Source organism: Tardiphaga sp., assembly GCF_025356345.1.
Classification (GTDB): Bacteria; Pseudomonadota; Alphaproteobacteria; order Rhizobiales; family Xanthobacteraceae; genus Tardiphaga.
Genome location: NZ_JANXTC010000365.1, coordinates 1 through 26384 on the forward strand (window position 1 = coordinate 1; position 26384 = coordinate 26384).

25 protein-coding genes are annotated in these 26384 nt (G+C 63.5%); 17 read left to right on the top strand and 8 right to left on the bottom strand.

The features are described from left to right. From fliM to Q0S16_RS21820, 4 genes are all read left to right on the top strand, one after another. A partial coding sequence (gene fliM, locus Q0S16_RS21805; protein WP_295852988.1) for a flagellar motor switch protein FliM occupies positions 1-953 on the top strand: 953 nt, incomplete at its 5' end. Beyond that, positions 950-1393 carry a DUF6468 domain-containing protein gene (locus Q0S16_RS21810; RefSeq protein ID WP_295852991.1) on the top strand — a complete coding sequence of 148 codons (444 nt, stop codon included), beginning with the start codon at positions 950-952 and terminating at the stop codon, positions 1391-1393. The genes fliM and Q0S16_RS21810, both read left to right, overlap by 4 nt. Beyond that, positions 1390-2184: a flagellar protein FlbB gene (locus Q0S16_RS21815; RefSeq protein WP_295852994.1), complete on the top strand. Its 795-nt coding sequence runs from the start codon at positions 1390-1392 to the stop codon at positions 2182-2184. The genes Q0S16_RS21810 and Q0S16_RS21815 overlap by 4 nt, the downstream gene beginning before the upstream one ends. A gap of 185 nt (positions 2185-2369) precedes the next feature. After that, positions 2370-5987, top strand: coding sequence for a tetratricopeptide repeat protein (locus Q0S16_RS21820; protein WP_295852998.1), 3618 nt, complete (start codon positions 2370-2372; stop codon positions 5985-5987). Between the two features lie 167 nt (positions 5988-6154). Here the strand turns inward: Q0S16_RS21820 and fliP are convergent, their stop codons facing one another. Both fliP and Q0S16_RS21830 read right to left on the bottom strand, forming a co-directional pair. Then, positions 6155-6907 (bottom strand): flagellar type III secretion system pore protein FliP, encoded by a 753-nt coding sequence (gene fliP / locus Q0S16_RS21825; protein ID WP_295853001.1) that lies wholly within the window; start codon positions 6905-6907, stop codon positions 6155-6157. Further along, a complete protein-coding gene (locus tag Q0S16_RS21830) occupies positions 6904-7986 on the bottom strand; it encodes a flagellar biosynthetic protein FliO (RefSeq protein ID WP_295853006.1) in 1083 nt (360 codons plus the stop codon). The genes fliP and Q0S16_RS21830 overlap by 4 nt, the downstream gene beginning before the upstream one ends. Positions 7987-8365: 379 nt before the next feature. Between Q0S16_RS21830 and flgB the strand changes: the two genes are divergently transcribed. The 9 genes from flgB to Q0S16_RS21875 all read left to right on the top strand — a co-directional run bounded on the left by flgB (position 8366) and on the right by Q0S16_RS21875 (position 16586). Continuing rightward, complete coding sequence (gene flgB / locus Q0S16_RS21835; RefSeq protein ID WP_295853009.1) at positions 8366-8776, top strand: flagellar basal body rod protein FlgB; 411 nt, start codon at positions 8366-8368, stop codon at positions 8774-8776. Positions 8777-8804: 28 nt separating this feature from the next. After that, positions 8805-9230: a flagellar basal body rod protein FlgC gene (gene flgC, locus Q0S16_RS21840; RefSeq protein WP_295853012.1), complete on the top strand. Its 426-nt coding sequence runs from the start codon at positions 8805-8807 to the stop codon at positions 9228-9230. A gap of 16 nt (positions 9231-9246) precedes the next feature. Beyond that, positions 9247-9570: a flagellar hook-basal body complex protein FliE gene (gene fliE, locus Q0S16_RS21845; RefSeq protein WP_295853015.1), complete on the top strand. Its 324-nt coding sequence runs from the start codon at positions 9247-9249 to the stop codon at positions 9568-9570. 143 nt (positions 9571-9713) lie between these two features. Next, entirely contained in the window at positions 9714-9977 is a 264-nt protein-coding gene (fliQ, locus tag Q0S16_RS21850) for a flagellar biosynthesis protein FliQ (RefSeq protein ID WP_295853018.1), read from the top strand. Between the two features lie 13 nt (positions 9978-9990). Continuing rightward, on the top strand, positions 9991-10761 hold the full coding sequence (gene fliR, locus Q0S16_RS21855) for a flagellar biosynthetic protein FliR (protein WP_295853021.1): 771 nt from the start codon (positions 9991-9993) through the stop codon (positions 10759-10761). 10 nt (positions 10762-10771) lie between these two features. Next, complete coding sequence (gene flhB / locus Q0S16_RS21860) at positions 10772-11848, top strand: flagellar biosynthesis protein FlhB (protein WP_295853023.1); 1077 nt, start codon at positions 10772-10774, stop codon at positions 11846-11848. 157 nt (positions 11849-12005) lie between these two features. Continuing rightward, entirely contained in the window at positions 12006-14594 is a 2589-nt protein-coding gene (cckA, locus tag Q0S16_RS21865) for a cell cycle histidine kinase CckA (RefSeq protein ID WP_295853025.1), read from the top strand. Between the two features lie 157 nt (positions 14595-14751). Next, positions 14752-15726: a TIM44-like domain-containing protein gene (locus Q0S16_RS21870; RefSeq protein ID WP_295853029.1), complete on the top strand. Its 975-nt coding sequence runs from the start codon at positions 14752-14754 to the stop codon at positions 15724-15726. 173 nt (positions 15727-15899) lie between these two features. Beyond that, positions 15900-16586, top strand: a complete 687-nt coding sequence (locus tag Q0S16_RS21875; RefSeq protein WP_295853034.1) for a lectin — start codon at positions 15900-15902, stop codon at positions 16584-16586. 74 nt (positions 16587-16660) lie between these two features. On the opposite strand, the gene Q0S16_RS21880 is transcribed toward Q0S16_RS21875, so the two are convergent. Further along, positions 16661-18724, bottom strand: coding sequence for an EAL domain-containing protein (locus Q0S16_RS21880; protein ID WP_295853038.1), 2064 nt, complete (start codon positions 18722-18724; stop codon positions 16661-16663). A 237-nt stretch (positions 18725-18961) separates the two neighbouring features. Here Q0S16_RS21880 and Q0S16_RS21885 point away from each other — a divergent pair, with 237 nt between their 5' ends. Next, positions 18962-19669: a glutathione S-transferase gene (locus Q0S16_RS21885; RefSeq protein ID WP_295853041.1), complete on the top strand. Its 708-nt coding sequence runs from the start codon at positions 18962-18964 to the stop codon at positions 19667-19669. A 37-nt stretch (positions 19670-19706) separates the two neighbouring features. Here Q0S16_RS21885 and Q0S16_RS21890 read toward each other — a convergent pair whose 3' ends face one another. Together Q0S16_RS21890 and Q0S16_RS21895 are read right to left on the bottom strand one after the other, a co-directional pair. Continuing rightward, positions 19707-19883 (bottom strand): hypothetical protein, encoded by a 177-nt coding sequence (locus Q0S16_RS21890; protein ID WP_295853044.1) that lies wholly within the window; start codon positions 19881-19883, stop codon positions 19707-19709. Between the two features lie 187 nt (positions 19884-20070). After that, positions 20071-20535 carry a hypothetical protein gene (locus tag Q0S16_RS21895; protein ID WP_295853047.1) on the bottom strand — a complete coding sequence of 155 codons (465 nt, stop codon included), beginning with the start codon at positions 20533-20535 and terminating at the stop codon, positions 20071-20073. Between the two features lie 214 nt (positions 20536-20749). On the opposite strand from Q0S16_RS21895, the gene Q0S16_RS21900 reads away from it, so the two are divergent. The 3 genes from Q0S16_RS21900 to Q0S16_RS21910 all read left to right on the top strand — a co-directional run bounded on the left by Q0S16_RS21900 (position 20750) and on the right by Q0S16_RS21910 (position 24124). Then, on the top strand, positions 20750-22402 hold the full coding sequence (locus Q0S16_RS21900; RefSeq protein ID WP_295853050.1) for a fumarate hydratase: 1653 nt from the start codon (positions 20750-20752) through the stop codon (positions 22400-22402). A gap of 16 nt (positions 22403-22418) precedes the next feature. Continuing rightward, positions 22419-23093 (top strand): DUF429 domain-containing protein, encoded by a 675-nt coding sequence (locus Q0S16_RS21905; protein WP_295853053.1) that lies wholly within the window; start codon positions 22419-22421, stop codon positions 23091-23093. 296 nt (positions 23094-23389) lie between these two features. Beyond that, complete coding sequence (locus Q0S16_RS21910) at positions 23390-24124, top strand: Ig-like domain-containing protein (protein ID WP_295853056.1); 735 nt, start codon at positions 23390-23392, stop codon at positions 24122-24124. A gap of 137 nt (positions 24125-24261) precedes the next feature. On the opposite strand, the gene Q0S16_RS21915 is transcribed toward Q0S16_RS21910, so the two are convergent. The 3 genes from Q0S16_RS21915 to Q0S16_RS21925 all read right to left on the bottom strand — a co-directional run. Then, positions 24262-24810 (bottom strand): hypothetical protein, encoded by a 549-nt coding sequence (locus Q0S16_RS21915; protein ID WP_295853059.1) that lies wholly within the window; start codon positions 24808-24810, stop codon positions 24262-24264. Between the two features lie 328 nt (positions 24811-25138). Next, a complete protein-coding gene (locus Q0S16_RS21920) occupies positions 25139-25447 on the bottom strand; it encodes a hypothetical protein (RefSeq protein ID WP_295853063.1) in 309 nt (102 codons plus the stop codon). Next, positions 25444-26384: carotenoid oxygenase family protein (locus tag Q0S16_RS21925; RefSeq protein ID WP_295853065.1), on the bottom strand; the 941-nt coding region annotated here is incomplete at its 5' end. The genes Q0S16_RS21925 and Q0S16_RS21920, both read right to left, overlap by 4 nt.

Below are 26384 nucleotides of genomic sequence, written 5' to 3' on the forward strand. Positions count from 1 at the left end.
ATCTCGACGAAAATTCCGGCATTCGCGCCATCATCGATTCCTCGATGGTGTCCTATGAGCGTCTGCCGATGCTCGAAATCGTGTTCGACCGCCTGGTGCGGCTGATGACGACGAGCCTGCGCAATTTCACCTCCGACAACGTCGAAGTCTCGCTCGACCGCATCACCTCGGTGCGGTTCGGTGACTATATGAACTCGGTGCCGTTGCCGGCCGTGCTGTGCGTGTTCAAGGCCGAGGAGTGGGAGAATTTCGGTCTCGCCACGGTCGATTCCAGCCTGATCTATTCGATGATCGACGTGCTGCTTGGCGGCCGTCGCGGCGGCGCGGCGCTGCGCATCGAGGGGAGACCCTACACCACCATCGAAACCAATCTTGTCAAGCGGCTGCTGGAAGTCGTGCTGGCTGACGCCGAACAGGCGTTCCGGCCGCTGTCGCCGGTGACCTTCAGCATCGACCGGCTCGAGACCAATCCGCGCTTCGCTGCGATCAGCCGTCCGGCCAACGCCGCGATCCTGGTGCGGTTGCACATCGATATGGAAGACCGTGGCGGCAATATCGAATTGCTGCTGCCCTACGCCACCATCGAACCCATCCGCGCCGTGTTGATGCAGATGTTCATGGGCGAAAAATTCGGCCGCGACCCGATCTGGGAGAGCCATCTCGCCACCGAAATCGCGCAGGCGCAGATTTCGGTCGACGCGGTGTTGTACGAGGCCGAAATCCCGCTGAAGCAATTGATGATGCTGAAAGTGGGCGACACGCTGCCGCTCGAAATGCGCGCCGACGCGCTGGTCTCGGTGCGTTGCGGCGATGTCATCCTGACCGAAGGCCGCATGGGCCGGGTCGGCGACCGTGTGGCGATCCGCGTGACCAAACAGTTGCGCAAACCAAACACCACCTTTGCGATGTTCGAAAAGGCGGATGAGCAAACCAAGTTGATGGAGGCACAATGAACCACTCAATCGGAATAGTGATCGAGAGCCTTGTCGCAGCGCTGCTCATTCTGACCATCTGCTACTGCATGCTGCTCAACACCCGCCTGAAGCGGCTGAAAGCGGACGAGCAGTCGCTGAAGGCGACGATCGGTGAGCTGATCACCGTGACCGAGATCGCCGAACGCGCGATTGGCGGGCTCAAGCACACGGTGCGCGACGTCAACGAGCACCTCGGCAGCCAGATCGCACTGGCGACCTCGCTCGCCGACCAGCTCAAGGGGCAGTTGGCCGAAAGCGACAATGTGCTGCGACGGTTGTCGCGCATCGCGGTGGCGGCACGGCCGCTGGCCGAGCCCGAGCCGGAAGCCGCCGCGCCAAAAATGTCGGCGGCGCGCGCCAACGCCGCCGCGGCGCAGGCCTTCGCCGAGCGCAGGAGGCCTGACGGCATCGCTGCATGAACGCTTTCCGGGACATTCGCGTCATTCCTGTGGTGCTGGTCGCCATCTTTTGCCTGGCCGTGCTCAAGATCGCCGGACTGCTGATCGATGGCAGCTACGTATTCGACTACAAGCCCAACGCGCCGGGGAAATCGTGGGCGCAGGAGACGTTCAATTTCCCGGGTGGCAGGTCGCAGGAGAGCAATGACATTACCGGCTCGACGGCCGCCAAGAAGGACGAAGGCGGCGCCAAGGATTCCCATGGCAAGCCGATTGTCTCGGCGCCCGAAGTAGCGAAGCCGGCTGAAGCGGCCCCCGTCGCCGCCGAGCCCGTTCCGCAGGTCTCCGCGTCGGAACGTGCGATCCTGGAGCGGCTGCAAGCGCGCCGCCAGGAACTGGAAGCGCGCGCGCGCGAGATCGATATTCGCGAAAGCCTGTTGAAGGCCGCTGAAAAGCGCATTGAATCCCGCGTCGATGAATTGAAGGGCGTCCAGGCCGGCATCAAGACCGCGACCGACCAGAAGGGCGAGGCTGATGTCGCGCGCTTCAAGGGCATCATCACGATGTATGAGGGCATGAAGCCGAAGGACGCCGCCAAGATATTCGACCGGCTGGAGATGCCGGTGCTGTTCGACATTGCCTCGCAGATCGCGCCGCGAAAAATGTCCGACATTCTCGGCCTGATGCAGCCGGAGGCGGCCGAGCGCCTCACTGTCGAACTGGCCCGCCGTGCCGCTGGTGGCGACCGCTCCGCGTCGGCGGCGGATCTTCCCAAGATTGAAGGCAAGCCGTTGCCGGTGAGCCGGAATTAAAGCGATTCATTAACAACTCCTTAGACCGCGGAATCTAGATTCAAACAGAGGCGGGGCATTCATCGCCCAGAGATCATCGGGCTGAGAGACACGTCGCCATGACGCGCAGGGCTGCCGTAGCAAGTTGGACGCTCGCTCGCGCATGGACGCGGGCCGTTCGGCGTTACGCGTGGATCGCGGTGGCCGTGTTGTCTCCACTTCTGTACGCTGGTGCTGCGCAGTCCCAGGACGTCAAGGGCACCGCGACCATGGTGGTCTCCGGCGGCTTTGCCCGCATCGTTGTCAAGCTTTCCGAGGATGTCGAGACCGAGGTCACGCAGGCCGGCACCATTCTCGTCATTCGCTTCAAGCGCCCGGTCGATGTCCCGATCGATATCCTATCCGACAGCGCGCCCGAATATGTCGGCTCGGCCCGGCGCGATCCCGATGGTTCGGCGATCAGGCTGGCGCTGGCGCGCAAGGTGACCATCAATTCGATGACGGCCGGCGAGCGTATCTTCATCGATCTGCTGCCGGACAACTGGAAGGGCTTGCCGCCCGGCCTGCCGCAGGATGTCGTCAAGGAACTGGCGGACCGCGCGCGCGTCGCCGAGCGCGCGCTGCGCCAGCAGCGTGCGGCGTCGGAAGGCAAGAAAAAGCCGCCGATCCGGGTGCGCGCCTCGGTGCAGCCGACTTTCGTGCGTTTCGTGTTCGAATTGCCGGACGGCGTCGGCGTGTCGACCGCGCTGTCCGACAAGACGCTGGCACTGACCTTCAACGCCGGTCTGGTGTTCGATCTGGCCGATGCCAAATTGTCGGCGCCGTCCAACATCTCGTCGATCGGTCAGGCTGTGGACGGCAACCGGACCGCGGTGGAGATCGGGCTGATCGGCGATGTCGATGTGCACTCGTTCCGCGAAGACAAGAACTACGTCGTCGACATCGGATTTCAGCAGAACGACAAGCCGTCGCCGCTGGCCAAGATGCCGGCCGCGGCCCCAGCCACGGCCGCACCGGTCGAGAGGCCGGGGCGTGAAGCCCCGCCGTCGCCGCGCGCCAGCGAAATCGTGCCGCCGACCTCGGAGTCGATCGCCCGCGACGCGGCGATGGACAAGAAGGTCGCGGTCAAGGTCGAGCCTGCCAAGGTTGAACTGCCGAAGGTTGAAGCTCCCAAGATTGAAGCGCCGAAAACCGAGGTGGCCAAGGCTGAAGTGGCCAAGGCTGAACCGGCAAAGGCAGAGCCGCTGAAAATCGAGGCGGCAAAGCCCGAACCGGTGATCAAGCCGGCCGCAGCCGCGGAAGTTGCCGCGGTCAGGGAAGCCGAGGCCGTGCCGGCGGCATCCGTGCCTGTGGTCGCCGAAAGCCCTGTCGAAACACCGGGCATGCCGCTTGAGATCAAGCGCAGTAGCGAGGGGTTACGCGTGACCCTGGCCTTCGCGGCGCCGACCCCTGTGGCGTTGTTTCGCCGTGGCGACATGCTGTGGCTGGTGGTGGACTCCGCCAAACCGATCGACACCGCGCCGCTGCGCCGCGAGGCCGGCTCCGTCGTAGCCGACGTCAGCACCGTCAAGCTGGAAAAGGGGCAGGCGATTCGGATGCGGCTGAACCGGCCGCAACTGGCCTCGCTGGTCGCGGATGATCTGGCCGGCGCCGGAAGCAGCTGGTCGGTGATGCTCGCCGACACAAGGCAGACGCCGTCGCAGCCGTTGTCGGCGGTTCGCAACATCGCCGATCCCAAACAGGCCAATGTGCATGTGCCATTGACCCGACCCGGCCTGATGCACCGGCTGGTCGACCCCGACGCCGGTGACATGCTGACGGTGGTAACTGCGCTGCCGCCGTCGCGCGGCTTTATCCGGCGCCAGGACTTCGTCGAGTTCTCGGTGCTGGAATCCATTCATGGCGTGGTGGTGCAGCTGAATTCCGACGAGGTCACGGTCGAGACCGGTATCGACAAGGTGATCATGACCCGGCCCGGCGGGCTGACACTGTCAGCGGCGGACGCGGCCCCGCAGCGTAGCGCCTCGGTGGCCCGGCCGATCTTCGACGTCGGGCAGTGGGCGAAGGATCAGGAAGGGCCGTTCAAGGATCGCTTCGACCAGTTGATCAACGCGGCCTCGGTTGCCGATGCCAACTCCCGCACCGGGGCGCGCGTGGACCTGTCGCGCTTCTATATGGCGCGCGGCCTGTACCACGAAGCCAAGGGCGTCGCGGATCTGGCGATCGCGGATTCAAAGGTGGGCCAGGAAAACCCGGTGGCGCTGATCGTTCACGCGGTGGCCAGCGTGCTGATGGGACGCCCCGAGCAGGCGCTCAAGGACGTCGCCAACCCGGTGCTGAACCCCGGCTATGATTCCGAGCTGTGGAAGGCGCTGGCCTATGCGCGACAGGAAAAATGGGTGCAGGCGCGCGAAAAATTCAAGAACGCCGATCTGGCGATTTCGTCACTGCCGGTGGACCTGCAGCGGATCGCGGTATTGCAGGCGCTGCGCGCCGCGCTCGAGGTCAAGGATTACGCCAGCGCATCGGCGCGGGGCAGCGAGCTGGAGCTGGTGGGAATCAAGCCGGAGGCGCGGCCGGTGGCGCTGATGCTGTCAGGTTGGCTCGACGAGGCGCTCGGCCGCGACAAGGACGCGCTGGCGAAATACAAGGAAGTGGTCGCGTCACCGGACCGCGCCGCGTCCTCGGAAGCCAAGCTGCGCGAAATCGTATTGCGCCAGAAGAACAAGGACATCAGCAACGACGACGCGATGCACGAGCTGGAAGTGCTGTCGATCATGTGGCGGGGCGACGGCATCGAGGTTCAGGCGTTGCAGATCCTGTCGCGCATGTATGCCGATCGCGGTCGCTACAACGACTCGCTGATGGCCGCGCGGACGGCGACCGAACGGCAGTCCAACAGCGATGCCGCGCGCCAGGTGCAGGATGACGCGCAGGCCCTGTTCGCGCAGATCTTCCTGACCCCGAAGGGCGACGAACTGCCGCCGGTGGATGCGCTGGCGATGTTTTATGAGTTCCGTGAGTTGACCCCGATCGGGCGGCGCGGCGACGAAATGATCCGCCGGCTGGCGGATCGGCTGGTCGCCGTCGACCTGCTGGATCAGGCCGCCGAGCTGCTGCAGTACCAGGTCGATCACCGCCTCGAAGGCGCCGCGCGCGCGCAGGTCGCGGCGCGGCTGTCGATGGTCTATCTGATGGGCCGCAAGCCCGAGCGTGCGATTTCCGCCCTGCGCACCACGCGGATCGCCGACCTCGCCGGCGAGTTGCGCCAGCAGCGTTTGCTGCTGGAGGCGCGCGCCCAGAGCGACATCGGCCGCCGCGATCTCGCGCTCGACATCATCTCCAATATCAGCGGCCGCGAAGCGATCCGGCTGCGCTCCGACATCTACTGGTCGGCGCGGCGCTGGCGCGAGGCTTCCGAACAGATTGAACTTTATTACGCCGACCGCTGGCGCGATTTCACGCCGCTCACGGCGGCCGAAAAGAGCGATGTGGTGCGCGCCATGGTCGGTTATGCGCTTGCGGACGATGCGCTCGGCATTGCCCGCTTTCGCGACAAATACGCGCCATTGATGAATACCGGCAGCGACAAGGTCGCGTTCGACATTGCCAGCCAGCCGGCTTCCGGCAACAATTCCGAATTCGCCGCCATTGCCAAGATGGCGGCCTCGGTCGACACGCTGGACGGCTTCCTGCGCGAGATGAAGGTGCGTTTCCCGGAAAACAGCGCCAGGGCCACGGTGCCGGGCGCCGCCGCTGACCCGGCACCGACCGGCTCGATCCGGCCGCTGGTCAATGTGCGCAAGATCGAGATGACGAGGTAGGGGCACGGTCTCGCCCCGTCATTGTGAGGGCCTTTGCGACGAAGCAATCCAGCTCTTTCGGCGCTTGCGGCTCTCTGGATTGCCGCGTCGCGGAGTTTATCATCGGGCCGGCGAAGCCGGACCCGTTGGCTCCTCGCAATGACGGTGGAGGGGCCAGAGTTGGCCCGCTACTGCCCGTAGCTCTGCACCAGGCTGCCGGCGACCAGCGACCAGCCATCCACCAGCACGAAGAAGATCAGCTTGAACGGCAGTGACACCACGGCCGGCGGCAGCATCATCATGCCCATCGACATCAGCACCGAGGCCACGACCAGATCGATGATCAGGAACGGCAGGAACAGCAGGAAGCCGATCTCGAAAGCGCGCTTCAATTCGGAGATCATGAAGGCCGGCACGATGATCCGCAGCGACATCTCGTCCGGCGTCGCCGGGATCGGTTCGCCGGACAGGTCCTGGAACAGTTTGAGGTCCTTCTCGCGAACATTCTTCATCATGAAGCCGCGCAGCGGAACCGAGGCGCGTAGCAGCGCCTGCTCGACTGATATCTCGTTGGCGACCAGCGGCTTGATGCCGTCATCGTAGGATTTCTGCAGCACCGGCCCCATCACGAAGGCGGTAAGAAACATCGCCAACGCGATGATCACCGAGTTCGGCGGCGCGGTCGCGGTGCCCAGCGCCGTTCGCAGCAGCGACAGCACTACCACGATGCGGGTGAACGACGTCATCATGATCAGGATCGACGGGGCGATCGACAGCACCGTCAGCAACGCGATCATCTGGATCGCGCGTTCGGTGACGCCGCCATTGCCGGCGCCGAGATTGATGCTGATGTCCTGCGCGAACGCCGTATCGCCAAGCGATCCGGCGGCGATCAGTGTCAGGAGGAAAGCTACTCTACGCGGAAAGAATGCCGATCTCACGAATGCGACTTTGGACGGCCCAACAGGGACGCCATCTCGTCTTCGAGATTTTCAAAACCGGTCTTGACGGGAGGGGCAACCGGCGCCGCGGCGTCACTGCGCGACGGATTCGAGATCGAAATCTCGCTGGGCATGCGCGGCGCCAGGCGGCCCGGCGTCGGTTCCGACGCTACCGGTGGCGCACCAATGCGCGGTTCGGCGGGCTCGGAACGCGGCTCGCTTGTGGGGCGGCGCAGGGCCGCTTCGAGGCGCTGCGCCATGTCGGCTAGATTTTGGTCCGCCGAAGGCGCGGGCGGGGCAGCCGCAGGAGCGGGTGGCAATCCGGGGGGCGGGGCATACTCAGGAACAATGCTGCGCTCCGTCACGGTGGCGCGCTCCGCGATCGGGGCGCGTTCCGGGATGGGGGGGCGTTCAGGAAGCGGCGGCCGTTCCGGGAACGGAGAGCGCTCGGTAGCGCGCTGCGGCGGGGTGACGCGGATCGGCGGATCGGCGCGCATCGGGCGCGGTATTATCGATTCGCTGCGCGGCATCTCGCTGCGGGGCACCGGCTTTGGCGTCACCGCTTCGCTGCGCGGCTCAATCCGGGCCACGGGTTCTGGCGTGAAATTGCTGACCGGCTCCGGCCGGCGCTCGGGCATGGCGGCGGATGGGCGGCGTGGCTCTTCGGCAAACAGCGGCCGGGCCGGGCGCGGCGCCACCTCCGGTTCGGAATGATCGAAGCTGGATTCATGCTCGGACCAGCTTGGGGCTTCGGCCGCCGGCGGATTGCGCAGAGCGTCGCTGCCGCGTTGCGGACCGGCATCGCGCCCCGGTACGGCGCGCACGATATTGGACTCGACCACGATATCGGAGGGGCCGCCGATCATCAGCAAATGTTCAACATTATCGCGACGTACAAGGACAAGACGCCGGCGACCATCGACGGCGGCGGCATCGATCACGGCGAGGCGGGGCATCCGGCCGCGGTTGGCATTGGCGCCAAGGCGATTGCCGGCGAAACGGCGAACCAGCCACGCGGCCAGCCCGATCAGTGCCAGCACAACCACGAAGGCGAAAAAGAACGTAAGTGGTGTCTGCATGCTTTAGTCCCCAGCAAATAGTGCCGTCGTCGCGCGGAAGATTCGGTCGGTTTCGGTCGCAGGATACAGCAACGCCGAATGCCGCGTGAGTCACGCCCTACCTGTTAACGCCCGCCGGCAGAAGCTGCCGGTTGCGAATAATAAACTATGAATCGCCATGGCCAAAACGACTTCTGCCGCTCCAGCTTCTGGCTCGCGGGCGTGGTTAACGCAAGAAATCAGGCCAAAAAGCGATCCGGTAAGCTGAAAAATCGCGCTTTTCCGCCAAACATTTACGTTTCGGTAAGTAGTTCCGCCGGAAATTAACCCGGTGTTAACCACGCGGGCGGCAAATTCTGCCTAGCTGAGGACATGTTGTCCGGAGCGACGGAGAGAGCCGATGGCGATCAGCGACATGCCCATGTTGTCGGCGCTGCGCACCAAGATGCAGTGGCATCAGGAGCGCCAGCGTGTATTGGCCGAGAATGTCTCGAATTCGGATACGCCGAATTTCAAGCCGCGTGACCTCGTGGAACCGAAATTCGACAAGATCGGCAATGCCGCCGCCGGCGGCGCCATGGGGCAGCTTCCGATGATGCGTGCCAGCGGAACCAGCATTGCGGGCTCCGGCGGAAACTCCAGTTTCGCGGCGAATAATCGCGGTGGCTACGAGACCCGGCCGGCCGGCAACGCGGTCAATCTCGAGGACGAAATGATGAAGGTTTCGGCCAACCAGATGGATTATGCGGCGGCGACCTCGCTCTACACCCGCAGCCTCGGCCTGCTGAAGACCGCCATTGGCAAGCGCTGACACAACCGGACGCTAGGGAGATTTTATCATGGCAGACGACAGCAGTGATTTCGGCCGCTCCATGGGTATCGCGACCTCGGGCCTGCGCGCCCAGGCCGGTCGCATGCGCGTCATCTCCGAAAACGTCGCCAATGCCCAGTCGACCGCGCAGACCGCCGGCGGCGATCCGTATCGCCGCAAGGTGCCAACCTTCGTTTCTCAACTGGACCGCACGCTGGATGCCAGGGTCGTCGCGCTGGGGCGTATCAGGCCTGATACGACGGCCTTTCCGCTGAAATATGAGCCCGGCAATCCCTCGGCCGATGCTTCCGGCAACGTCAAATACCCCAACGTCAATTCGCTGGTGGAAATGACTGATTTGAAAGAGGCGCAGCGGTCCTACGAAGCCAATCTCAACATCATCAGTGCGACGCGCCGGATGATTCAGCGCACCCTCGATATTCTCAAGGCCTGAACAGGAAACCTGAGCCATGGCATCCCCCTCCGTCGCCGCTAACGCCTATGCGAGCCTTTCCCGTATCATGGACGCCGGTGGCGGCGTCGGCGCCGGGATCGGCAAGGCCGCCGAGGGCGGCGGCGCTTCATTCGGCGCGATGCTGAAAGACGCGCTCGGCAGCGTGCTGGATGCCGGTCGCAAATCCGACGCGCAGACCGTCGCCATGACCAATGGCAAGGCCAATGTGATGGATGTGGTGACCGCGGTGGCGGAAACCGACGTCGCCGTCTCCACCCTGGTCTCGGTGCGCGACCGCGTCATCCAGTCCTATGAAGACATCATGAAGATGCCGATCTAAGGGCGACGTGCCCTGTCTAAGCAGCCGTCATTGCGGGGAGCACTTGCGACGAAGCAATCCAGTCTTCGGTTTGCGGCTTCTGGATTGCCGCGTCGCTTCGCTCCTCGCAATGATGAAAACAATATTCCGAGATTGGATTTACGATGACCGGCCCCGAAACCCTCGACGTCGCGCGTGATGCGATCTGGACCATCGTCATCGTGTCCGGCCCGCTGATGGTGGTCGGCCTCGTGGTCGGCGTCGTGGTGTCGCTGGTGCAGGCGCTGACCCAGATCCAGGAGCAGTCGCTGGTGTTCGTGCCGAAAATCATTGCTATCTTCATGACGCTGATCCTGGCGCTGCCGTTCATGGGCGACGCGCTGAACAGCTATATGTTGCGGATATCGTCGCGAATCATCGGAGGGTGATGCACAATCCGCCATGCGCATCGATGTCTCGCTTCTGCCCGCCCTCGCCGCCGCCTTCATTCTGGCGTTCGCCCGCATTGGCACCATGGTAATGCTGTTGCCCGGATTGGGCGAGGCCAACATTCCGGCGCGCGTCAAGCTGTCGATCGCGCTGGCGCTGACCATTATCATCCTGCCGCTGCACCGCGCCGACTACAATGTGGACATGGGGTCGATCGTGCCGCTGCTGGTGCTGATGGTGCATGAAATCGTGATCGGCGTCGTACTTGGCGCCACCGCGCGGGTGACGCTGTCGGCGCTGCAGGTGGCGGGCTCGGTTATCGCCCAGCAGCTCGGGCTTGGTTTCGTGTCGTCGGTGGATCCGACCCAGGGCCAGCAGGGCGTGCTGATCGGCAATTTTCTTACCATCCTCGGGATATCGCTGCTGTTCGCCACCGATACGCATCATCTGGTGATCTCCGCGCTGAATGACAGCTACAATATTTTCAAGCCCGGCGAAGTGATGTCGACCGGCGACGTCGCGCAGCTTGCCACCAATGCGTTCGCAGCGGCCTTCAAGATCGGAATTCAGCTCTCGGCGCCTTTTCTGGTGTTTGGCCTGGTCTTCAATATCGGGCTGGGCGTGCTGGCGCGGCTGATGCCGCAGATGCAGGTGTATTTCGTCGGCGTGCCGCTCTCCATTCTGGTCGGCTTCCTGATCTTCGCCGCCGTGCTGGCAACCATCATGAGCACCTACCTCGAATATTTTATCGGCGTCATGCACCAGATGATCCCGCGGATCTGAAAGCTGAGATATGTCAGACGACAGTGACGAAGACAAAACACATGATCCGTCACAAAAACGGCTGGATGACGCCCATCAACGCGGTGATGTCGCCAAGAGCCAGGAGGTCAATACCTGGTTCCTGCTGGCTGGCGCGACGCTGGTGCTGTCATCGTTCGGCAGCTCGGTCGGTACCGGACTGCTGGTTCCGATGCGTGGCCTGCTGCAGAATTCCTGGATGATACGCACTGATGGGCCGGGTCTGCTGTTGCTGGGCAAGAGCCTGGCCTATTCGGTACTGTCGGCGATGGGCATGCCGTTTCTGTTCCTGATCATCGCCGCCGTTGGTGGCAACATGATCCAGCACCGGCTGGTGTTCTCGCCCGAAGGGCTGACGCCGAAATTCAGCAAGATCTCGCCGGCCGAGGGCTTCAAGCGGGTATTCGGCAAGCAGGCCGCCGCGAATTTCCTGAAGGGCCTGTTCAAGTTGATCGCCCTCGGCGCGGTGATGTGCATCGTGCTGTGGCCTGAGCGCTTCCGCCTCGACGCCATGGTGCATTTCGATCCTTCGGTGATCCTCGGCGTCTCCACGTCGCTGACGCTGGAGTTGCTGACGTCGGTGGTTGTGATGCTCGCCGCCGTCGCGATTGCCGACTTCTTTTTCCAGTATCGCACCTGGTACGAAAAGCTGAAGATGACGCTGCAGGAGGTCAAGGACGAGCACAAGCAGTCCGAAGGCGACCCGCACATCAAGGGTAAGATCCGGCAATTGCGCCATCAGATGATGAAGAAGCGGATGATGGCTGCGGTGCCGAAGGCCTCCGTGATCATCACCAACCCGACCCACTTCGCCGTGGCGCTGTCCTATGAGCGCGGCATGGCCGCGCCGATCTGCGTCGCCAAGGGCATGGACAATATCGCGCTGAAGATCCGGGAAATCGCCGGCAAGCACGATATTCCGATCGTTGAGAACGTGCCGCTGGCCCGCGCGCTCTACGCCGCCGTCAAGATCGACCAGGAAATTCCCAACGAGCACTATCATGCGGTGGCCGAAATTATCGGCTACGTCATGGGCCTGAAACGCGGATTGTCCGGACGCCGGACATGACGCCGCATCGGTCAGGGGGCGGATGGAACGCGGCGCGAATCAGCGGATTAGCTCCGCGACGGTCGACGCGGCGCTTGCGTGTCCCGGTCCGATTGAGGCACTCAGGAGTGGCGCAAGCCCGCGCCATTACCGCTGCGAACAGGCGACCGACCGTCCGATGACCGCCGAAACCGACCATGATCGCCCGATCTCGATGAACGCCCGGGAACAGGCGACTGACGAACCGATGGCGAATGAGCCGGTGCGGCGCGGCGGCAGCATATTTCTGGTGCTGCTGATCGCCGCCGCGATCATCGCCTGCGCGGCGGGGTTCATGGCGCTCGGCCGCTCTCAGGCGCAGCCCTATATTCTCGGCCTGCTGGCCCTGCTGGCGATGGTCGGGCTGTTCACTCTGTTTGCCTTTGCCGCCGGCATCGTCCGCTTCGCCGATCGCAGCAATGATGATCCGATCATGCGTTCGGTGACCGACTATGCCTTCGACGGTGTCGCGGTGACTGATGCCCGCGGTCACGTCGTCTATGCCAATGCCGCCTATCTGGTGCTGACGGGAGCGGTCAACGCGCAGGATGCGCGTCCGGTAGAGCGGGTCTTCATCGGTAATCCCGACGTATCCGAAGCTGTATTCCGGCTGCTCAAGGCGGCCCGCGAGGGCAAGCGTCAGCAGGAAGAAGTCCGTGTCGCCGCTGCTGACGGTACCCACGGTCGCTGGCTGCGGATGCGTGTCCGTCCACTTGGCACCAGCAAGCGAGAGGCCAAGTCCGCGGTGTGGTCGCTTGCCGACATCACCAGGGATCGCGAACGTCAGGAAGACGTGTTCCAGGAGCTGCAGCATGCGATCGAATATCTCGACCATGCGCCGTGCGGTTTCTTCTCGGTCAATCCGAAGGGCGAGCTGGTCTATGTCAACGCCACGCTGGCGAATTGGCTGGACCATGATCTTGCCGAAATCGGCTCCGGCGGCCTTAAGCTAACCGATATCGTTTCCGGCGACGGCGCCTCGCTGCTGACCTCGATCGTGCCGGTCCCTGGCGAGGTCAAGACCGAAGTTTTCGACATCGATTTGCGGATGCGCAACGGCAAGACCATGCCGGTGCGGCTCTATCACAAGCTGGCGTTTGGCGCCGACGGCGTCCCCGGCGCATCCCGTACCTTGGTGATCAGCCGTGCCCGCGACGAGCGCTCCGATCCGCAGCGCGCCGCTGAAGTGCGTTTCATGCGCTTCTTCGACCATACTCCGATGGCCATTGCGACGGTCGATCGCGCGGGAACCGTGGTGCGCGGCAATGCGCGTTTCGCCAAGCTGGCGCAGAGCCTCAGCGCGTCCGGTGCCGTCAACAAGTCGATTCTGTCGGCGGTCAGCGACCGAGACCGAAGCCTGCTGATCGCGGCGATCGGGCACGCCGCCGAAGGGCAGGGCGATATTCCGCCGGTCGAGGCGCTGCTGGAAGGCGCCAAGGAGCGCTGGGGCCAGTTCTTCGTCACCGCGGTGGAAGAGGACGAGCGCGAAACCGAGGCCGCGATCGTCTATATGCTGGAGACCACCGAGCGCCGTACGCTCGAGAACCAGATCAACCAGTCGCAGAAGATGGATATGGTCGGCCAGCTCGCCGGCGGCATCGCTCACGACTTCAACAACGTGCTATCCGCCATCATGATGGCGAATGATTTCCTGCTGAACGCGCACAAGCCAACCGACCCGTCGTTCCAGGACATCATGCAGATCAAGCAGAACGCGACGCGCGCCGCGACGCTGGTTCGGCAATTGCTGGCGTTCTCACGCCGCCAGACGCTGCGTCCGCAGGTGCTGCATCTCGGCGATGCATTGTCCGACCTCACCATGCTGCTGCGCCGGCTGATCGGCGAGAAGGTCAAACTCGACCTGGTGCACGGCCGTGACCTGTGGCCGGTCAAGGTCGACGTCTCGCAGTTCGAGCAGGTGATCGTCAATCTCGCGGTCAATGCGCGCGATGCCATGGCCGATGGCGGCACCCTGACGGTTCGCACCGTCAACGTACCCGCGCTGGAAACCGAGCGGATGTCCTACAAGGGCATGCCGCCAGCGGATTATGTCCGGATCGACGTCACCGATACCGGCACGGGCATTCCCGCCGACATTGTCGAGAAGATCTTCGAGCCGTTTTTCTCCACCAAGGAAGTCGGTAAGGGCACCGGCCTCGGCCTCTCGACGGTGTACGGCATCGTCAAGCAGACCGGCGGCTTCATTTATGTCGATTCCGAAGCCAACAAGGGCACCTCGTTCCGGATCTTCCTGCCGCGGCATCATCAGGAGAAGGAAGTCGCTGTCGATCCCGCGCTGGCGATCGCCGCCGCGAGGGAAGCGGCTGCCGAGGCCAAGCCGCGCACCGATCTTACCGGGCAGGGCACCATCCTGCTGGTTGAGGACGAGGAGGGCCTGCGCTCGCTGAACGCCCGCGGCCTGCGTTCGCGTGGCTATACCGTCGTCGAGGCATCGAACGGCCTCGAGGCGATGGAAGTGCTGGAAGAGCGCGAGGGCGCCGTCGACCTCGTGGTGTCCGACGTGGTGATGCCGGAGATGGATGGGCCCACGCTGCTCAAGGAAATGCGGGCGCGCAATCCGGATCTGAAGATCATCTTCGTGTCCGGCTACGCCGAGGAAGCGTTCGAGAAGAGCCTGCCGGAAAACGAACAATTCGCGTTCCTGGCCAAGCCGTTTGCGCTGAGCGCGCTAATCGCCAAGGTCAAGGAAACCATGACCCCGTCGTAACGGCGGCTTCTTTTGCGCTGCAACATGGATTTTCCCACCTGAACGTCACATCCCGCGACCGAGGGCCGCAGCCCAACTTCGCGATCAGTGCTTTCTTTTCAGGCCTGCGTGGCCATCTTAGTGAGGCTTCCCCCTGCCGGGGATTAAGGGAACAGACATGAATTTCACCATCCGTACGCGCGGCCTTCTCAAGATGATGGCCGTCGTCCTATCGGTGGCGATGCCGTTGATGCTCGCAGTCTCGGCTGCCGACGCCCGCGTCGGCGGCGGTGGCAGCTCGGGCTCACGCGGCACGCGCACCTTCGCCGCGCCGCCCAGCACCTCGACGGCGCCCAATGCGGCGCAGCCGTTCAACCGCACCATGACCCAGCCGGGCAGCCCCGGCATGAACGCGGCGCCCGCAGCGGGCGCGGCCAAGGGCGGCTTCTTCAATCGTCCGGGCATGGGCATGCTCGGCGGCCTCGCCGCCGGCTTCCTTGGCGCCGGCCTGCTCGGCATGCTGTTCGGCGGCGGCATGTTCTCCGGCCTCGGTGGCCTGTCGTCGATCTTCGGCCTGATCCTGCAGGTCGGCCTGATCATCATTGTCGTGCGCCTCGCAATGTCATGGTGGCAGCGCCGCAACCAGAACCAGACCGCGTCGGCGTATGCCGGCCCGGCGGCCGGACCCGACGTCGGCCCGGGCGCGCAGACCAGCTATCGTACCGGTTTTGGCATCGGCGCCAACGCCGCGCCGCTGGAAATCGTTCCGGCCGACTACGAAGCCTTCGAGAAGCTGCTTGTGGACGTGCAGGCCGCCTGGTCGGAAGAGGACGTGGCCAAGCTGCACACCCTGGCAACGCCGGAAATGGTCTCGTACTTCACCAAGGATCTTGAAGAAAACAAGGCCCGCAACGACGTCAACAAGGTGTCCAACGTCAAGCTGTTGCAGGGCGACCTTGCGGAATCCTGGCGCGAAGGCGAGACCGACTACGCCTCCGTCGCGATGCGCTTCACCTTCATCGACAAGACACTGGAGCGCGGCACCGACCGTCTGGTCGCCGGCAGTGACGCGCCGACCGAAGCCACCGAAGTCTGGACCTTCGTGCGACCGAAGAATGCCAGCTGGGAGCTGTCGGCTATCCAGCAGGCCTAAGCCCGCGGACATCGATTGGAGAAGGGCGCCGCGGATGATTCCGCGACGCCTTTTTCTTTGCCGGATTAAAGGTCAATTCCAGCGATGCTGGGAATAATCCGCGCAGCGTCGTGTTGATCTGTTGCGACGCCGTTTTCATTGCGACGGCTTTGCTGAAATCAACGGGAGGAACCATGTCCGATCACTTTATAACGATCTCGCGTGTCGGCCTGTGTGCCGGCGCCATCGCCGTCACTTTGGTGACGGCACAGCCCGCCACGGCGCAGGGCATTGACACCAGCTTCTTCGTCACCGGCGCCGGCATCGGTAATGGCGGCAATCTCGGCGGCCTCGCCGGCGCCGACAACCAGTGCCAGACGCTGGCGCAGGCCGCGGGCGCCGGCGCCAAAACCTGGCGTGCCTATCTGTCGACGCAGCCAGTCGACGGCCAGCCGGCGATCAATGCCCGTGACCGGATTGGCGCAGGTCCATGGAAAAATGCCAAGGGCGCGGTGGTTGCCAAAGATGTTGCCGAATTGCACGGCAGCAATAATCTATCGAAGCAGACCTCGCTGAGCGAGAAGGGCGAGGTCATCAACGGCCGTGGCGATACCCCGAATCGCCATGATGTGCTGACCGGCTCGCAACCTGACGGCACGGCCTTTGCCGCCGGAGAGGACCGCACTTGCAAGAACTGGACAAGCAGCGTCCAGGGCGCCGCGATGGTCGGTCATATCGATCGCATCGGACTTGATGACCAGCCGCCGGCGAAATCATGGAACACCTCGCATCCGTCGCGCGGTCCGGATGGCGGCTGCTCGCAAGCCGACCTGAAGACGACCGGCGGCGACGGCCTGCTGTACTGCTTTGCGACGAACTAGTCGTCGCTCGCGTCACTCAGATGTGCCCCGGACGCAGCCTTGCGCGCTGCGCTGCGTCCGGGAAACGGACGCCTTCAGGCGACGGCGAGTTTATCTTTCGGTGCATTTATCGACGGCGCCTCATCATGCGAAAACTTCTCAGCGGCCACTATCGCCGCCGGCAGCTTTGCAAGCGGCACCGGCCTCGCGAACAGATAGCCTTGGCCCTTGTCGCAGCCTTCATTCAGCAGAAAATCCCACTGGGCCCGGGTCTCGATGCCTTCCGCCAGCACCGGCGTGCCGAGGCTGCGGCCCAGTGCCAGTATTGTGCGTACGATGGCGCGGGCGGCGGAATCGTCGGGAATTCGCCGTACAAACGACTGATCGAGCTTGATCTTGTCGAACGGAAACGCGTGCAGCGTGGCCAGCGACGAATAACCGGTACCGAAATCGTCCATCGCGATCGAGATGCCCATTGCTTTCAACCGACGGAGAATCTGCAGACTTCGGGTTTGGTCGGACATCAGCGTCGATTCGGTAATTTCGACTTCGAGCCGGCGCGGCGACAGCCCTGTGTCGATCAGGATAGCGTGGATGGTCTCCGCGAGATCGTCACGGCTGAACTGTACCGGCGACAGGTTGACCGCGATGATGCCGGGAAGCGCGCCCGCGGCCGCGTCGCGGCATGCGGTACGTAGCGCCCACTGTCCCATCGCAATGATCGCCTCGGTCTCCTCTGCCAGCGGGATGAATTCAGCCGGTGAAATCAGGCCGCGATTGGGATGGTTCCAGCGCATCAGCGCCTCCGAGCCGCAGATCGAGCCATCCTCCAGCGAGGCCTGCAGCTGATAATGCAATTCGAGCTCGCCGTTTTCGGTCGCGCTTTGCAGGTCGCGCGCCAGCGCGCGGCGGGCGCGCGCGGCGTCGTCCATTTCGCGCTGGTACATGCAGATCGCGCCGCGCCGCTGGCTCTTGCTACGCTGCATCGCCAGCTTGGCGTTGCTGAGCACCTGTTCGCGCTCCCGGGTGTCAGTCGGGAACACCGAATAGCCGACGGAAGCGGTGAGTCTGATGCTCTGGCCCTGCACTTTGAACGGCTTGTTGAACACATCGACCAGGCGCCCGGCGAATTTCGCCGCGTCGGCGGGATGATTGCCGGACAGCTGCAAGCCCAGAAATTCGTCGCTACTCTGCCGCGCCAGAAACTCGCCGGGGCCGAGGACGCCACGCATCCGGTCGGCAGCCTCGATCAGCAATTGGTCGCCGCCGCCGTGGCCGAACATTTCGTTGATGTCCTTGAAGCCGTCGAGATCGATCGCGAACACCGCGAGCTTCTGCGCCAGCTCATGCGATTCCACGGCAGCGAAGGAAAGCCGCTCGTTGAAGGCGATGCGGTTCGGCAGCCCGGTCATGGTGTCGTTGAACGACAGTTGATGGATGCGCTCGGCGGATTCGGTGCGCGCGCGCAGATCGATGATATAGGATGAGAAACCGCTACCCATCATCAAGAGCACTGCCAGCAGGACGCCGGCGCCGAGCACGGGGGCCGGGACCAGCCCGGGCGCGAGCGTCATGGCCGGCTCAGGCACCATGTGGACCGCCGCCGCCATCGCGTAATGCATGGCGCAGATCATGACCGCCAGCACGACGGCGGCGCCGTGGCGGCACCAGCGCGTCACCGGACGGTTGGCGCGGTTCACCGAAAGCGCGCTGAGGCTGAGACACAGCAGCAGGATGATCGCCACGCCGTAGACATTCCACTGTATGGTGCCGGCAATGTGCCACGCCATCAACCCGATGTAATGCATCGCCAGGATGCCGATGCCCATGACCAGGCCGCCGAGTTCCGGTGCCAGCGTCAGGCGGTGTCGGCTGCCGATTTCAAAGCCGAGAAGGCAGGACAGGATCGCGATCGGCAGCGTTGCGACGGTCGGCAGCAACTCGAAGCCACTGTTCAGCGACGGCTGCAGCGCCAGGATGGAGAGAAAGGTGGAGGCCCATAGTGCGGCGCCGGTGCCAACCGAGGCGATGAACAGCCAGCCATGGCGTGTCGCGCCCGCCGTGGCGCGGGCGCGGGCAAAGTGGCGCATGCCGACCCAGCTGCCGAACAGGCATACCGCGCCAACGGCCATGACCAGCAATTGATGGATGAAAAACATAACATCACTCGAAGCTTCCGGCAGATCGCAGTCTGCCGTGTATAATGATAAGCGGGCGGACTTAACCGGTCGTGCTGGGGTATTCTTATCCGCGGCTATATTCCATGGATCGTGAAACAGCGTTGAGGAACCGTGAACTATACCGCGCGGCCGTGGCCGAGCCGGACGTAACAGCGCGTCCCGAGACGAAAACCGCGATATTCCGTTACTCCGGTGAGGTGACGAGCGAGGGCTTCGATGCGATATGAACTGTACTACTGGCCGACCATTCAGGGCCGTGGCGAATATGTTCGGCTGGCGTTGGAAGACAGCGCCGCTGACTATACGGACAAGGCGCGCGGCAGGGGCGGCATAGCCTCGATGATGCGCATGCTCGAGGGCAGGGGGGACATGCCGCCATTCGCGCCACCCTTTCTCAAGGCCGGCCGGCTGGTCATCGGTCAGACTGCCAATATCCTGCATTATCTCGGATCGCGCCACGGCCTGGCGCCCAAAGCGGAAGCCGGAAGGCTGTGGCTGCATCAGTTGCAGTTGACGGTCACTGATTTTGTTGCCGAGGTGCACGATACCCACCATCCGCTCGGCGTGTCGCTGTATTACGAGGACCAGCGCGCGCCGGCGAAGAAGCGTACCGCGGAATTCTGGATTGAGCGGGTGCCAAAATATCTCGGCTATTTTGAACGACTGCTGGTCGCGGGCAACGGCGCCTATCTCACCGGTCGCAAGGCGACCTATGTGGATCTCTCGCTGTTCCAGATCATCGAGGGGCTACGCTATGCCTTTCCGAACCGGATGAAGGCGTTTGAGCGAAAGATTCCCGCCCTGATCGAGCTGCGCGACCGGGTTGCGATACGGCCGAACATCAAAGCCTATCTGGAAAGCGACCGCCGCATCGCGTTCAACGAGGACGGCATCTTCCGGCATTACAGGGCGCTGGATCCGTGACCCAGCGCCCTGGTTTGGTATGTTCGTCGCTAATCGCTCAGGCGAGCTGATCGATCCGTGCGCCCTGACCGGGTGGCAGCGCGGCGCGCGGCGGCGGCGGCGCTACGCGGGAGTCGTTACGATCGTCTTCGGCCTTCTTGACGGCGGGCGGCAGCGCCTCGATCGGCTTGACATTCGCTACGACTGGCGCGGCGCTCACACTCGAAACACTCATCTGAAATTCCCTTGTTGCTTCAATCGCGCCCACCGTGCGCGCGCAGCAACAAGGAGAAATGAATCAATAGCTTCAATTTGAGACCAGCGGCCTGTATCGGGCAGCGTGGTAAACGGCGACGATCAGGCTTCGTTACATTTGTATCTTCAAGACCGAAGGAAGCGAATGAATCCGCCCTGTTTCGGCTTCATTCGTCCTTGCCGCGGGAAATCGTGATGCTGGCACTCGTCTTGTTGCGCGTGCAGCGCATGTCGAGTCGTCGATATCGTGTCTGTACGTCGTCGCCGCGAAAGATCCCCATGCGGCCCATGCAGCGCGTCGCGCCTTTCAACGTATCCGGCTTCGGGATGGTGAACACGATCGCCGAAGCGCTGGCGACAAGGTCGAAAAACGCCGGCGATGGTTTGCGGCTGTCGGTGGTGGCGTAGAATTCATTGCTGACGTTACGGCTGGCGCAGCCGAGCCGGACCTGCCTTGCCGCCGGATGCGACAGGTAGATCACATTGGCGGCGGTGCGCCCGACACCGAGGCCGTCGATCTGGCCCTTGAGCTGACGGGCAAGATCATCGCAACGATCGGCGCGCGCAGGCGTGGCGGCCAGCGCGAGCATTCCAGGAAGTAACAGCGCGAGAAGTCCGGATCGGTTTTTCATGAGTGCCCCCCGCGCGGATTGAAACCCGGCCGAGGCGTTCGTGCAAGGGCGCGGCCGCACCGTGGTGCTCAGTATATTTCATGCCGAGCGGACCCTGGGCAATGAGCTTTGGGGCGTCCTCCTGTCGCCGCGCTGCCCTGCCATTTTGAACGCTTCAAAACATGGCTGAAAGCGCCTACAAGGGCCGCAAATTCATCCTGCCGAGGCCCCGCCCATGAATGCGCCGATCGCCGTGCCGACACCCAAAGCCGTGCCGCCCTACAAGCACACCCCTCTGTTTCCGCTGGGCCCCGACACCACGCCCTATCGCAAGATCAGCAGCGAAGGCGTCCGGGTGGAGACGGTGCTGGGCAAGGAGATGCTGGTGGTGTCGCGCGACGCGTTGCTGGCATTGTCCGAGGCGGCGTTCGGCGACATCAACCATTATCTGCGGCCCGGCCATCTGGCGCAGCTGCGCAAAATCCTCGACGATCCCGAGGCCAGCCCGAACGACAAATTCGTCGCCTTCGACTTCCTGAAGAACGCCAATATCGCCGCCGGCGGCGTGCTGCCAATGTGCCAGGACACCGGCACTGCGATCATCATGGGCAAAAAGGGCTTTCGTGTGCTCACCGACGGAGATGACGAGGCCGCTTTGGCCGAAGGCGCGCGCGACGCCTATCTGCGCCGCAACCTGCGCTATTCGCAGGTCGCACCGCTGTCGATGTTCGAGGAGAAGAACACGGCCAACAACATGCCGGCGCAGTGCGAGATCTATGCCGAGGGCGACGACGCCTACAAGTTCATGTTCATGGCCAAGGGTGGCGGTTCCGCCAACAAGAGTTTTCTGTTCCAGGCCACACCCTCGGTCCTGACCAAGGACCGTATGCTGGCGTTCCTGAAAGAGAAAATCATGACGCTGGGCACCGCGGCGTGCCCGCCCTACCACCTCGCTATCGTGATTGGCGGCACTTCGGCCGAACTGTGCATGAAGACGGTGAAGCTGGCCTCGGCGCGCTATCTCGACGCCCTGCCGACCACCGGTTCGGCCGACGGCAATGCCTTCCGCGACCTCGAGATGGAGCAGGAAATCCTGAAGATGACTCAGGCCTCCGGCGTCGGCGCGCAGTTCGGCGGCAAGTATTTCTGCCACGACGTCCGCGTGATCCGGCTGCCGCGCCACGGCGCCTCTTTGCCGATCGGCCTCGGCGTGTCGTGCTCGGCGGACCGCCAGGTGCTGGGCAAGATCACCCGCGACGGTGTCTATCTCGAGGAGCTCGAGCATCACCCGGCGCAATACCTGCCGGCGGTGGAGGAGGCGCTCGGTGGCGAGGTCGTCAAGATTGATCTCAACCAGCCGATGAAGGACATCCTGTCGACGCTGTCGCAATACCCGACCAAGACCCGGCTGTCGCTGTCCGGCACCATGATCGTGGCCCGCGACTCGGCGCATGCCAAGCTGCGCGAGCGGCTGGAGAACGGCGAGCCGCTGCCGGACTATTTCAAGAATCACCCGGTCTATTATGCCGGTCCGGCCAAGACCCCGGACGGTTATGCCTCGGGCGCGTTCGGGCCGACCACCGCCGGCCGCATGGATTCCTTCGTCGACCAGTTCCAGGCGGCGGGGGGCTCGATGGTGATGGTAGCCAAGGGCAACCGAGCGCCCGCGGTGCGCGAAGCCTGCAAGAAATATGGCGGCTTCTATCTCGGTTCGATCGGCGGGGCGGCGGCGAACCTCGCCGAGCACTGCATCAAGAAGGTCGAGGTGGTGGAATATCCCGAACTCGGCATGGAAGCGATCTGGCGCATCGAGATCGTGGACTTCCCGGCCTTCATCATCATCGACGACAAGGGTAATGACTTCTTCAAGGAGTTGAATCTGGGCTGAGGCGGGAGCCTCAACCATGATCGCGATCGGGCTCGACGGGTTTTCGCGCGGCTGGGTCGCGGTCACGCTGGACGGCGAGCGCCGGGATATTGCGTTTCCCGGTGACGTGTCGTGGCTGGCCGATCAGATGTTCGATCGCGCCGCGATCGATATCCCGATAGGGATGACGGAGGACGGCGATCGGGGCTGTGATCGTCTGGCCCGCGCAGCCCTGCGTCCGCATGGCTCGCGCGTGTTCGGGGGCGCACGGCGCTGGCTGTGGCAGGATTTCACCGATCCCGACCAGGCCAATGCCGAAGCGTCGCGGCGCGGGCAGAGCAAGGCGTCGCGCCAGCTCTGGCATCTCGGCAAAAAGATCATCGAGGTCGATTCGTTCATCGGCGCGAACCGTCAGCTCGACATCCGCGAAACCCATCCCGAACTGGTTTTTCTGCGGCTCAATGGCGACGTGCCGCTGCTCTCCAAGCACGAGCCCGCGGGGCTGCTGCGGCGTTGCGAGCTGCTGCGCAACGCCGGCTTCGCCGAGCTCGATGCCTGGCTGACCAGGCGGCGCATCGGTACCGGTGCGAAGGCGGACGACGTCGTCGATGCCTGCGCCGCCGCGCTGGCGGCGCGCGACAGCATCCGCGGCCTGCCATGCGATCCCGCGCCGATCGATTCGCACGGCCTGCCGATGCAGATCTGGTTCTAGGGCGATCGCGGTGGAGGGGGCCGGATTCGATTCTGCCGCCGATCGCAAGACGTCATGTCAAAAAGAAAAGCGGTGACGACTCGGAGGGGTTGGTTTCAATAAGGAACGAATGCTATCCGGATTGAGGCTGCACGCATGTTTGATGCTTTCACAGTGAACGCGGCGTTGGTCGCCTTGTTAACGGCGGCCAGCACGGTGAATGGAATTATATTCTATAACTATCTGTAGTTAGCTCTCTGATCTGCCATCCGGCGATGGCTGGGCGGATCCAGCCGAATCTTGAACCTTTTTCGCCGATGAAGCGCCTCATCCAGGGGGACGGCAGACCGGAGAACAGGGTTTTGAAATTCGAACATGTGGCTGTCGCGGCGGCGTTGCTGCTCGCGCAAACTCCTTCATCTTTCGCGCAATCCGTTATCATGTCGGAGACGACGCAGGTGAGACTGTCGGTGTCGACCGGTGCTGACGATCGGCTGACCTTGAAGGCGTCAGTGACGACGAGTTCCGGTGTCGGCGTGCCGGGCGGTACCGTCCGTTTTGTCGACGAGACCACGCTTAACGTGCTGGGTTGGGCCAAGGTGTCAGCTTCCGGCATCGTCGTCGACGAGCTAGGCCCCGGTCCGCACCGACTGCGCGCCGATTATAGCGGCACGATGGATTTCCTGCCGCTGATGGTGCAGCCGAGCCAGTCGGCGGTGGTTGCGCACTATGTGCGGGGGGCTTCGGACGTGTCGGTGTCGTCCTCCATCAATCCCTGCACGGCCGGTGCCGTCGTGACCCTGCGGGCGGTGATCACCGGCGACGACGGGCCACCGACCGGCGCCGTCACGTTTCGGGATGGCGACCTCGTGCTGGCCTCCCATGTCGGACTCGACCGCACCGGTGCTGCATCGTTTACCACCTCGGCCTTATCGCAAGGGGAGCGGTCGATCGTGGCGGAGTATGAGGGCGACGGCAACAACGCGCCGGCGTCGTCACCGCAACTGCTGCAGCAGGTAGGAATCGCGCAGATGCAGATTTCGCTGGACTGATATGGTGGATCGCGAAGCCGATCACCCGGGCGGCGATCGCCTTTTCCCGGAGATGGATTGCCCGCAACCGATGTCGCCGGCGAACAGGGAACCCCGGCCGACAGGGATCAGGATTTGGCGGTCGCTGCCGGCTGCCGTCATGGTCCGTGCTTAGTGATCCGGTATTGCGGATACCATCTGGTGAAGTAAATCGCGCCGTTGCGCGCGGCAAAGGCGAGCGCAATGCCCAGCCACAGCGGCAGGCTCGGCCAGTAGATCATCAGAACGTTGACGATCAGCATCAGCAGGAACGCGGCGGTCCAGGCCCAGGTGATGATGTAGTTGACCCGGAGGAAGCCGGGCAGCTTCAAAGTCTCGGCGTCAACGACCTCGCGGGCATATTGCAGCGAGAATGGCAGCCGGATTGCCAGTGACAGTAGCGCAATCGTCAGCACGCCGAGATCGACGGCGATACGGACGGCCGCTGGCGTCAGATGATTGTCGATCAGCGCGACGTAAGCGCCGAGCGCGCCGAACAGCAGCATCGATCCCGCTGCCAGCATTTTGACGGAGCCGCCGCGCAACACGTCCCAGACAATGATGGCAAGCGAGAGCGCGGCCGCGGCGAACAGGCTCGCCGTGGCGGATGCGACCAGCATCAGCGTTGTGAAGGCACCGAACGGTGCAAGGATCAGGAAGAGGGCCATGGCGTTTCCAACTAGAGATCTTGACGCTGTAAAGATTTTCTATGGATACGACGCGCGCCCGTCAAGCAAAATCTTTACACTGTCAAAATGATGTCGGTATTCGATAAAACCCTTATATTGAAGTAACTTATGTGTTTTTCATATTGTGCGGCAGCCTGGGGATGGCGCGAGCCGTCTGGTCGAACTCGCACAGCTTGCGATGCAGGCGGGCTCGCCCGCGGCGCCGAGCGTTGGGTCGGCCCGGGTGCAGCTACACCTTTTGCGGCCTGGCCGCCGTGCCGTTCGATGCCGGGAGCGAAGCCGAGCTGGCGTAACGGACGACCTCCGCTCAAATCGTCGAAAGCCGGGCCGGGCAGGTGGCGTCGACTGGCCTGACCAGTTGGCGGGAGGCAAGCGTGCCGTCGGGTGGGGTGACGCCGACGAGCGTGTTTCCGGTCAGGACCAGCACGATGACAACGCTGGCCCACGCCATCGCGCCGGGTTTGTGGTGCGCGATCGCGGCGACAGCGAATTGCGCGGCGGCGCCTGTCATGGCGACTACCGCGGCGACAAGCACGTCTCCGGCGATCGTGAAGACTGCCAGGAAGATGATGGTGGACAGGAATCCGGCGACCAGCCGGCCGAGAAGATTGATCATGGCGTCGCTCCTTGCGCGTCGACCCAGTTTCCGTGGAAGCCCGCCGGCACCCGGTGACCGAGTTGCACCAGCGCGGTCGGACCTGCCGCGACATCGCCGGCATGGAAGACCGCAAGATCGCTGCGGTTTTCTCGCGCCCGCCACACCACGGCGAGCAGCCAGCCATCGCCTTCGACGGCGTCGCTGCCGCGTGCGACGAACACAGGCTCGGAGATGCTGTCGCCGAGTGGCAGCAAGTAGCGTCCCAGTGCATTGCCGCCGCGTCCGACATGCATGATCCCCGAAAACCCGCTGCTGGCCCCGGGTGCTGGATTGTCGCAGGCGTACCAGCCCTGGGTGCTGACGAGGCCGGAGCGGCGCTCGTCGATGCGCGGGAATTCGCCGGTGGCATCGTCGAGATAGCATCGCGTGAAGCGGTCGGTAGGGGCGGCGAGATCGAAGCTCCATCGGCACAGCCGGGCGTTGGATTTTGCCGGATCGGTGGCTGAGCCGTCGGGATAGGTGAACAGCGGTGGTTCTTCCGACTGCATCACGTCGGCAATGATGCGGTCGCCGTCTTCCCAGGCGTTCATGACGTGGAATACGTGGCAGGCCTCGGCGCGAAACCATCGGATGTCGGCGGCGCCGCCGCCGCGCTTCATCACACCCACGCAGGATCCCTTGTCCGGCTCCCAGGCATAGGGCGGTCGGCCTGACCGCGCGCGGTCCATGCTGCCGGTAATCGGCAGGATCGGAAACAGCAGATGGTTTTCGGTGACAATGAAGTCGTGCACCATGCTGGCATAGGGGGCCTCGAAACGTTCGAAACGCCTGACGATGCCGGCCGCATCGATTGCGCCGAACGAGATCGTGGGACTGAACATCCCGCCGGCATTGTAGCCGAAGAAATTCATCTCGCCGGTGACGGGATCGACCTTCGGATGCGCGGTGAACGGTC

Coding starts and splice junctions, on each gene's coding strand:
- Q0S16_RS21810 (WP_295852991.1), top strand. CDS start 950: ATGAACCACTCAATCGGAATAGTGATCGAGAGCCTTGTCGCAGCGCTG.
- Q0S16_RS21815 (WP_295852994.1), top strand. CDS start 1,390: ATGAACGCTTTCCGGGACATTCGCGTCATTCCTGTGGTGCTGGTCGCC.
- Q0S16_RS21830 (WP_295853006.1), bottom strand. CDS start 7,986: ATGCAGACACCACTTACGTTCTTTTTCGCCTTCGTGGTTGTGCTGGCA.
- flgB (WP_295853009.1), top strand. CDS start 8,366: ATGGCGATCAGCGACATGCCCATGTTGTCGGCGCTGCGCACCAAGATG.
- flgC (WP_295853012.1), top strand. CDS start 8,805: ATGGCAGACGACAGCAGTGATTTCGGCCGCTCCATGGGTATCGCGACC.
- fliE (WP_295853015.1), top strand. CDS start 9,247: ATGGCATCCCCCTCCGTCGCCGCTAACGCCTATGCGAGCCTTTCCCGT.
- fliQ (WP_295853018.1), top strand. CDS start 9,714: ATGACCGGCCCCGAAACCCTCGACGTCGCGCGTGATGCGATCTGGACC.
- fliR (WP_295853021.1), top strand. CDS start 9,991: ATGCGCATCGATGTCTCGCTTCTGCCCGCCCTCGCCGCCGCCTTCATT.
- flhB (WP_295853023.1), top strand. CDS start 10,772: ATGTCAGACGACAGTGACGAAGACAAAACACATGATCCGTCACAAAAA.
- cckA (WP_295853025.1), top strand. CDS start 12,006: ATGACCGCCGAAACCGACCATGATCGCCCGATCTCGATGAACGCCCGG.
- Q0S16_RS21870 (WP_295853029.1), top strand. CDS start 14,752: ATGAATTTCACCATCCGTACGCGCGGCCTTCTCAAGATGATGGCCGTC.
- Q0S16_RS21875 (WP_295853034.1), top strand. CDS start 15,900: ATGTCCGATCACTTTATAACGATCTCGCGTGTCGGCCTGTGTGCCGGC.
- Q0S16_RS21880 (WP_295853038.1), bottom strand. CDS start 18,724: ATGTTTTTCATCCATCAATTGCTGGTCATGGCCGTTGGCGCGGTATGC.
- Q0S16_RS21885 (WP_295853041.1), top strand. CDS start 18,962: ATGCGATATGAACTGTACTACTGGCCGACCATTCAGGGCCGTGGCGAA.
- Q0S16_RS21890 (WP_295853044.1), bottom strand. CDS start 19,883: ATGAGTGTTTCGAGTGTGAGCGCCGCGCCAGTCGTAGCGAATGTCAAG.
- Q0S16_RS21895 (WP_295853047.1), bottom strand. CDS start 20,535: ATGAAAAACCGATCCGGACTTCTCGCGCTGTTACTTCCTGGAATGCTC.
- Q0S16_RS21900 (WP_295853050.1), top strand. CDS start 20,750: ATGAATGCGCCGATCGCCGTGCCGACACCCAAAGCCGTGCCGCCCTAC.
- Q0S16_RS21905 (WP_295853053.1), top strand. CDS start 22,419: ATGATCGCGATCGGGCTCGACGGGTTTTCGCGCGGCTGGGTCGCGGTC.
- Q0S16_RS21910 (WP_295853056.1), top strand. CDS start 23,390: ATGAAGCGCCTCATCCAGGGGGACGGCAGACCGGAGAACAGGGTTTTG.
- Q0S16_RS21915 (WP_295853059.1), bottom strand. CDS start 24,810: ATGGCCCTCTTCCTGATCCTTGCACCGTTCGGTGCCTTCACAACGCTG.
- Q0S16_RS21920 (WP_295853063.1), bottom strand. CDS start 25,447: ATGATCAATCTTCTCGGCCGGCTGGTCGCCGGATTCCTGTCCACCATC.